Annotated in this window: 3 protein-coding genes; all 3 read right to left on the bottom strand. The window is 56.2% G+C overall.

Annotation, left to right across the window (positions count from 1 at the left end; genetic code table 11):
- Positions 1-108: 108 nt before the first annotated feature.
- The 3 genes from BN1546_RS14875 to BN1546_RS14865 are packed head-to-tail and all read right to left on the bottom strand — an operon-like array spanning position 109 to position 6963.
- On the bottom strand, positions 109-1842 hold the full coding sequence (locus BN1546_RS14875; protein WP_013373222.1) for an ABC transporter ATP-binding protein: 1734 nt from the start codon (positions 1840-1842) through the stop codon (positions 109-111).
- Complete coding sequence (locus tag BN1546_RS14870; RefSeq protein ID WP_090738102.1) at positions 1839-3665, bottom strand: ABC transporter ATP-binding protein; 1827 nt, start codon at positions 3663-3665, stop codon at positions 1839-1841. Before BN1546_RS14870 ends, BN1546_RS14875 begins: the two co-directional genes overlap by 4 nt.
- The gene (locus BN1546_RS14865) at positions 3655-6963 is read right to left on the bottom strand and encodes a non-ribosomal peptide synthetase (protein ID WP_090738100.1); all 3309 of its coding nucleotides are present in this window, start codon (positions 6961-6963) and stop codon (positions 3655-3657) included. Before BN1546_RS14865 ends, BN1546_RS14870 begins: the two co-directional genes overlap by 11 nt.
- Between the last annotated feature and the right edge of the window lie 100 nt (positions 6964-7063).

Below are 7063 nucleotides of genomic sequence, written 5' to 3'. Positions count from 1 at the left end.
TTTTCGTGTCTACGTTTTCTGGTAACTACCGGTTATAAAGTAATACCTTGGATTACTAAAAGACTCTGTCGCATTCGCAAGCAGGAAGCCGCCCGCCGTAAAGCGGGTCTAGCCGTACAGCCGGGCGTAATAACCCCCGAGCGCCAGCAGGTCCTGATGGCGGCCCCGCTCGACGACCGTCCCTTGGTTCATGACGGTAATTAAATCCGCATGTTCCACGGTGCTGAGGCGGTGGGCGATCAGAATGGTGGTGCGCCCCTTCATCAATACGTTCAGGGCTTGCTGTACCCAATGCTGGGATTCGTTATCCAGTGCGGAAGTCGCTTCGTCCAGAAGCAGAATCGGGGCGTTTTTGAGAATCGCCCGGGCGATCGCAATTCGCTGCCTTTGTCCGCCCGACAACGACGCTCCTCTCTCCCCCACCGGCGTTTTATACTGTTCAGGAAGTTCCTGAATGAAATGGTGAGCGTACGCTGCTTTGGCCGCTTCGATCACTTCTTCATCCGTTGCATCCGGGTTGCCGTAGCGGATGTTTTCCTCAATCGTGCCGGTAAACAAGAACGGCTCCTGCGGAACGTATGCAATCTGCCTGCGGATTTCGTCCAGCGTGTAATGGCCGAACGGTTTGCCTTGGAGCAGGATTTCTCCGCTGTCCACAGGATAAAAGCCGAGCAGCAGCTTGATCAGCGTACTTTTGCCGCTGCCGCTGGCCCCCACGATAGCGGCGACCTGGCCGGGAAACACCTGCATGGAGATGTCGACAAGCACCTTTTTATCCGCCTGATAGGAAAATTCCACATCGCGAAACTCCACCGCAGCCTCCGACACGAGCTCGCTGTGAGGAGATCCCAAACGATCCGGTTCCTCTTCCTCTCTTAGTACCTCTTGAATCCGGTGAGCGCCCGCGAGCGAATTTTGGGTCATCGACAGAACCATCCCCAAGTTCAACAAGGCGTGCGTCAGATTCACTTGCAGAACCGCCAGGGCGGCGACACTTCCCATTCCCATCAGTCCGTAGGCATAAAGAAGACTGCCGATGACGATGATGCCGCAGAACGTGACGTAGCTGATAAAATGATTCACCGCAGCCTGCATACCGTTCTTCTGCGCGGTTTGCCGAAGCGTCTGCGTCATTTGTTCGTTCAACGCCTCGTACTGGCCGTAAATCGTGCGGATGCGGAACAGCTTCACAATTTGAATGCCGCCCATAAAATCTTTGAATTTTTCGGTCATTTTACCGAGCGTTTGCAAGCCTTGTTCGGACAAAGCGCGAATATCCCGCGCAAATTTCAGACTGACCACGGAGGACAGCAGCAGAATGACGCAGGATACGCCGGCAAACCGCCAATCGATCAACACCATGGAGACAATGGAGCCGATGCAAAAGACAACTTGAAGCAGCAAAACGAAGTAAACCTGCGAGAATGTAAACTCAACGGTCGTTACGTCGTTGTTCACCCGCGACAGCAAGTCCCCATGGTGCGTCTGCTCCAGGAATCTCGGCCGCACCCGGCACAGCTTGTCATAAAGACGTTCGCGGATATTCAGCACAGTCAGCTCGACACTGCGCTGGTATAAGTAAATGAACCAGGGAGAAATCACATTTTCCAGGAACAAGGCCGCGCCCAAAATAATAAAGGCTTCCACCATCAGGGACGTATCTCGGGACACGGCGAAATCAACCAAGTTATGTACGACCAAGCTGAAGGCGATCAGGAACAATGTCTGGGTGAGCGCCGTCACGGCCAGGCCAATGGCGTACTGGGTTTTGCGCTTGCGGTTCATAAACATCAACAAGTAGCCGAGTTCTTTCACTTGCGAGAGCCATCCGCCCTTTTTCATGTGTACGCCACCTCCCTGCGTTCGGCAGACTCGGTAAATTCCTGATAGTACGACTGAGCGTACAGTCCCTTCATCTTCAGCAATTGTTCATGAGTGCCCTTTTCAACAATACTCCCCTGTTCCATGACCCAAATTTCATCGGCGTTTTGTACTGTAGAAAGCCGGTGGGCAATAACCATTGTCGTTCTCTGCTTCATCAATACGCCCAGCGCTTCCTGAACCGCGCTTTCCGACTCCGGATCAAGAGCCGACGTTGGCTCGTCCAGCAGCAGAACGGGAGCATCTTTCAGAAAAGCCCGGGCCATTGCAATGCGCTGGCGCTGCCCGCCGGACAAAAAGCCTCCGCGCTCTCCGACATATGTCTGGTAGCCGTCGGGAAGCTGCATAATGAAGGAATGCGCCTGAGCGGCTTTGGCGGCTTCGATAATCTCGTCCATCGACGCTACTTCCCGCCCGTAGCCGATATTTTCAGCGATCGTGCCGCTAAACAAATATGAATCCTGGGTTACCACGGAAAAATGCGACCGAAGCTGCTCCGGATCGGCGCCGTGGATCAGGCTGCCGAACACGCGGATCTCGCCCTGGTCCTCCGGAAGCGGATAAAAGCCGCATACAAGCTTAAACACCGTGCTCTTCCCTCCGCCGCTCGCTCCGACAAGCGCGATCGTCTTCCCTTCCGGCACCGAGAAGCTAACATTCCGTAGGATCGGGGAGCTCTCCTCATACCCGAAGGTTACGTTCTGAAACTCGATGGGGGCGGCGCTCGCTTTCGGAAGCGAACGGCCATTTTCCGTTTCGGTCGGCTGCTCGACGATTTCAGAGACCCTTCTCAGGGCACCAGCCATTTCGAACGTCCGCGTGATGAGCTCGGGAATATGCTCCAGCGGCTCCAGACACAGATTCAGCAAGTACAGGAAGGCGATCAGCTCTCCCGCGCCTAGCTGCCCTTTGTAGATCAAATAGCTTCCGTAACTGACGGCGAAAATGATCGGGCTGATCATCAGCGTCGAAAGCAGCGGGTTGACCCAGGCTTCCCGCTTTTTCACGGCCAGCTTTTTTTGGGCTGTCAATTGCAGCAGCACTTGGTAGGAGCGAGATAACATGCCGGATAGCAGGTAGCTTTTTACAATAGGCATACCCCCAAGCGTATCCTGGAGGTTGACGTTCATTCGCCCCATGTTCGCCTGGGCTTCCTCCGTCAACCGCTCCAACTGCTTGCCGATCCATTGGGAAACCAGCAGCGCTACAGGAAATAACAGCAGGCTGTACAGCATCAGCTCCCATTGGAGGTAGATCAAATAAGCGAAACAGCCGATGAACAACAGCGGATGATAAAACCACTGGGCGAGGTCCCGAATCATAAACTGCTGGATGAGCTGCAGGTCGTTGTTGATCCGCGACAATACGTCGCCAGAGTGCTGCTTTTCCAAATAGGAGACCGGGAGTTTGCCGATATGACGCATGACATGGTTGCGGATATCCTGCACCGCAGAGGCGCTGCTTCGCTCCACGCCGAAGCTCATGAAAAACTTCGCCGGCACACCGATCAAGATGACCACAAAGACCGCGTACACGATTTGCAGAACGATTGGCCCCGCCCCCTTCTCGGCCTGGGTGGTCAGCTGCTCGATCAAACTTCCCGTCCATATCTCAATAACGGCGGCGGCAATCGCGGACAAGACACCGACGATCATCCAGCCTTTGTGACGGCTTACATAGGACATCAGCCAGCGGAACGCTTTCCAGGCGGCGTAAGCGGTTTGGCGTTTGGAAGGCGCCGCTGTGCCTTGTTCTAGAACAGACGGCTGGCGGTCAGCTTCCATGCAGTACCCCGGCCTCCGCTTCGATCTGCCGCTTGACTTGCTCTAAGATGTCCCGGATGACGACGGCCGTTTCTTCCACGCGCGCGAGTTCCAGCAATTCCTCGTGCGCGCCCTCCAGCCGGTAATCGGCATAAGCTTGCGTCGTTGCCCCCCGCCAGGAAGGCAATTGGTGCTCCAGGCGGAACGCTTCGCTGTCCTTCGCAATCAGTTCGTAAATCCTGGCCGGGATCGTACCGGAATTAATAAGCTGCGCTTCGTACGCCAAGGTCGCTTTGACCTTCCGATGAACCCGCTCCCGCACGAGCGGGTTGCTCATTAATTCCTTCTCTTCTTCGTCGAAATCCGCAAGCATTTCTTCAAGCTCTTTCTCCGACGTTTCGGAAGGCGTCAGCGTGTCCTTAATCCACGAGTCCACCATGAGCACGTCCGTTACGGAATACCCTCTTTTCTCCATCGTTTTGGCTACCTCGAACGTCAGGTTGCCTCCGAAGCAGTAGCCGAGCAGCACGTAAGGTCCTTCCGACTGGATGCGGACGATCTCGTCCACATAACGGTTCAGCATGGCCTCGTAATCGACGGCATCGTCGATAAAATCAATGCCGTAGAGCACGAACCGGCCGTCGAGCCTGCTTGCGAGCTCTCGGTAACCGATGCCGAAGCCGCTGCCCGGAGGGAAGCAGAACACGTTCAGATCTCCTGCTTTATTCAGCTTAATGAAGGAGTCTCCCCCTTTATCCAGGCCGAGATCCGACTCGCCGAAAGCCATGGCTTCAACTGTTACATTGTGGAATTGGCGGTTCAGAGGTATCTCGATGCCCGTTTCATCGTAAACGGCTTGAACGAGCCTCATCAGACTTAACGAATTGCCACCCAACTCAAAAAAGTTATCCTTTACGCCGACCTGCGGAACGCCAAGCGTATCCTGCCAGACGCGGGCGATCTTCATTTCGAGCAGCGTTCTCGGTGCGACATATTCCGCTCCTCCAGCCGCGGCTTCCTCCGGCGCGGGCAGCGCTTTGCGGTCGATTTTCCCGTTCGGGGTCAGCGGCATCCGCGAAAGTTGCACGAGGTGCGAAGGAATCATATACCCCGGAAGCTGCTTGGCGAGCTCCTCCTTGAGTTCATTCGCCGCCAGCCTCGTTTCCGCGACGTAATAAGCGACAAGCTGCTTATGGCCGTTCGCGTCGTCGCGGTCGAGCACCTTGGCTTCTTGCACGGCGGCGATTTTCAGCAGCTGCGTCTCGATTTCGTCCAGCTCGATCCGGTACCCGCGGATTTTCACCTGATGATCGATCCGGCCCAGGTATTCGATGTTGCCGTCCGGCAGCCAAGCTGCCAAGTCGCCTGAGCGGTACAGCTTCTCCCCCTCCGCAAACGGGGAATCGACGAACTTCTCCGCCGTCAGATCCGGACGGTTTAGGTATCCTCTCGCAAGGCCTTCCCCGGCCACGTACATTTCGCCCGCTACTCCAATCGGCACAGGGCGGCGGTTTTCATCAAGGACGTACACCCTCAGCGTCGGGATCGGCTTGCCGATATTGCTCTTCGCCGCCTCCATTTCGACCCACGTGATTTCCTTATACGTCACGTGAACCGTCGTCTCGGTAATGCCGTACATATTGATCAGCTTCGTCTCCGGGTACTTCGTCTTGAAGCCCTTGAGCAGCAGCGGACTCAGCGCTTCGCCCCCGAAGATGACGTTGCGAATCCGCAGATCGTACGGATGGTCCGCCAAGACCTTACGCAGCAGCTGATAGAAGTACGTTGGCGTCTGGTTCAAAATCGTGACCTGTTCGCGGCCCAGCAGCGCCAGGAAATCGGCCGGATTTTTCGCCGTGAGCGGCGGTACGATGACCAGCTTGCCTCCGTACAGCAGCGCTCCGTACATTTCCCAGACGGAGAAATCGAAGCAGAACGAGTGGAACAGCGTCCACGTGTCGGACGGCCCGAAGTCGAACAGGTTCTTGTCGTTGAACAGGAGGCGCACGACGTTCTTATGCTCGATCAGCGTTCCTTTCGGTCTGCCGGTCGTTCCCGACGTGTAGATGACATAGGCCAGGTTGCCCGGCCCGGAAATCGGCTCCAGGTTCGAAGCGTCCAGCGCATCGGCGGAGTCCGCCCCTCTGTCGCCCCAAACGTAATCGTCCAATTCGAGGCGCGTTCCTGCGAAGTCGGTCTTCTCGTGCAGATGCTTTTGAATCAGCAATAACGGCGCGCCCGAATCCTCGATCATGAAGCGGATGCGCTCCTCCGGGTAGTCGGGATCGACAGGCACGTATGCTCCGCCCGCTTTGAGAATCGCCAGAATGCCGACAACCATATCGAGCGAGCGTTCGGCCAGAATCGCTACCAACTGGTCCGCTTCTACTCCCGTCTCCCGCAGCTTCCGCGCAAGGCGGTTGGATCGCTCGTTCAGCTCGCGGTAGGTCAGCTGCCGCTCGTTCATGACGGCGGCCACGTTGTCCGGGTAAAGCTCCGCCTGTTCTTCGAACAAGCCGTAAATAGTTTTCCCCCGCTCGAACTCGGTTTCGGTGTCATTAAATCGCTTCAGCAGCGTCTCCCTCTCGTCTGGGGACAGCACATCGGCTTGTCCGAGCTCCAGATCCGGCTGAAATAAAAGCACAGACAGCAGCCGAACAAGATGGTCGGCCGCCTGTTCCACAAATGCCCGCTCGTACCGCTGCCCATCAAAGCTTATTTCCAGCTCGATGGAGTGGTTTTGGCGGTCGAAGCGAAAAACCGTATCGGCCGCCACCCGGTTAACCAGCAGTTCCGGATGAATCGGGGCGAAGGATGCGACGGTGTTGACGACCGGGAGGCCGTCCCCCGTATAGTCCAGATGGAGCGGCTCCACCATTTTCCGAAAAGGCAGGTGCTGATGCTCCAGCGCCTCGCCGATGGAGGCTTTGATGCCCCCGAGCAGCGTTTTCAGCGTAGTCTGGCGGCTTACGGACGTCTTGATCACCAAGATGTCATGCGGCGGCGGAGTCCCGTCGGGGTCTGCGCTATAAGAAGGCATACCGATCAGCACTTGGTCCCGCCCGGTATATTTGAACAGCAGGCTTTTTACTCCTGCCAAAACAATCATGTACAAAGCCAAATCCGAACCGTTGGCGAGGCAAATGATTCTCTCCGAGAGTTCACTCGGCAGAGTACGGTGAAGCAAGCCCGGCTCGGCCGCAGCTTCCCCGTCGGCGGATAATTTGGAGGATTGACTGTAGGGAAGGAAGCTCAGGCTGTCATCGGCGTCAAACTTGCCGCTCCAGTATCGTTCTTCCTTTTCAAACAAAGATTTCATTCGTATCTCCCCTAAAAATGAAGTGACCGCATGCCCCGGCGCAGGTCCGAAAAAGCTTGCTTTCGGCCTGCGCGTTTACGGGCTTGGACGTTGTTCGCCG

It is taken from the genome of Paenibacillus sp. Mc5Re-14 (genome assembly GCF_001049835.1).
GTDB lineage: Bacteria > Bacillota > Bacilli > Paenibacillales > Paenibacillaceae > Paenibacillus > Paenibacillus polymyxa_C.
This window is presented reverse-complemented; position numbering and strand designations above follow the sequence as displayed.

What these genes read in the sequence shown, in the direction of transcription:
- BN1546_RS14875 (WP_013373222.1), bottom strand. Translation starts at nt 1,842, where the DNA reads ATGAAAAAGGGCGGATGGCTCTCGCAAGTGAAAGAACTCGGCTACTTG.
- BN1546_RS14870 (WP_090738102.1), bottom strand. Translation starts at nt 3,665, where the DNA reads ATGGAAGCTGACCGCCAGCCGTCTGTTCTAGAACAAGGCACAGCGGCG.
- BN1546_RS14865 (WP_090738100.1), bottom strand. Translation starts at nt 6,963, where the DNA reads ATGAAATCTTTGTTTGAAAAGGAAGAACGATACTGGAGCGGCAAGTTT.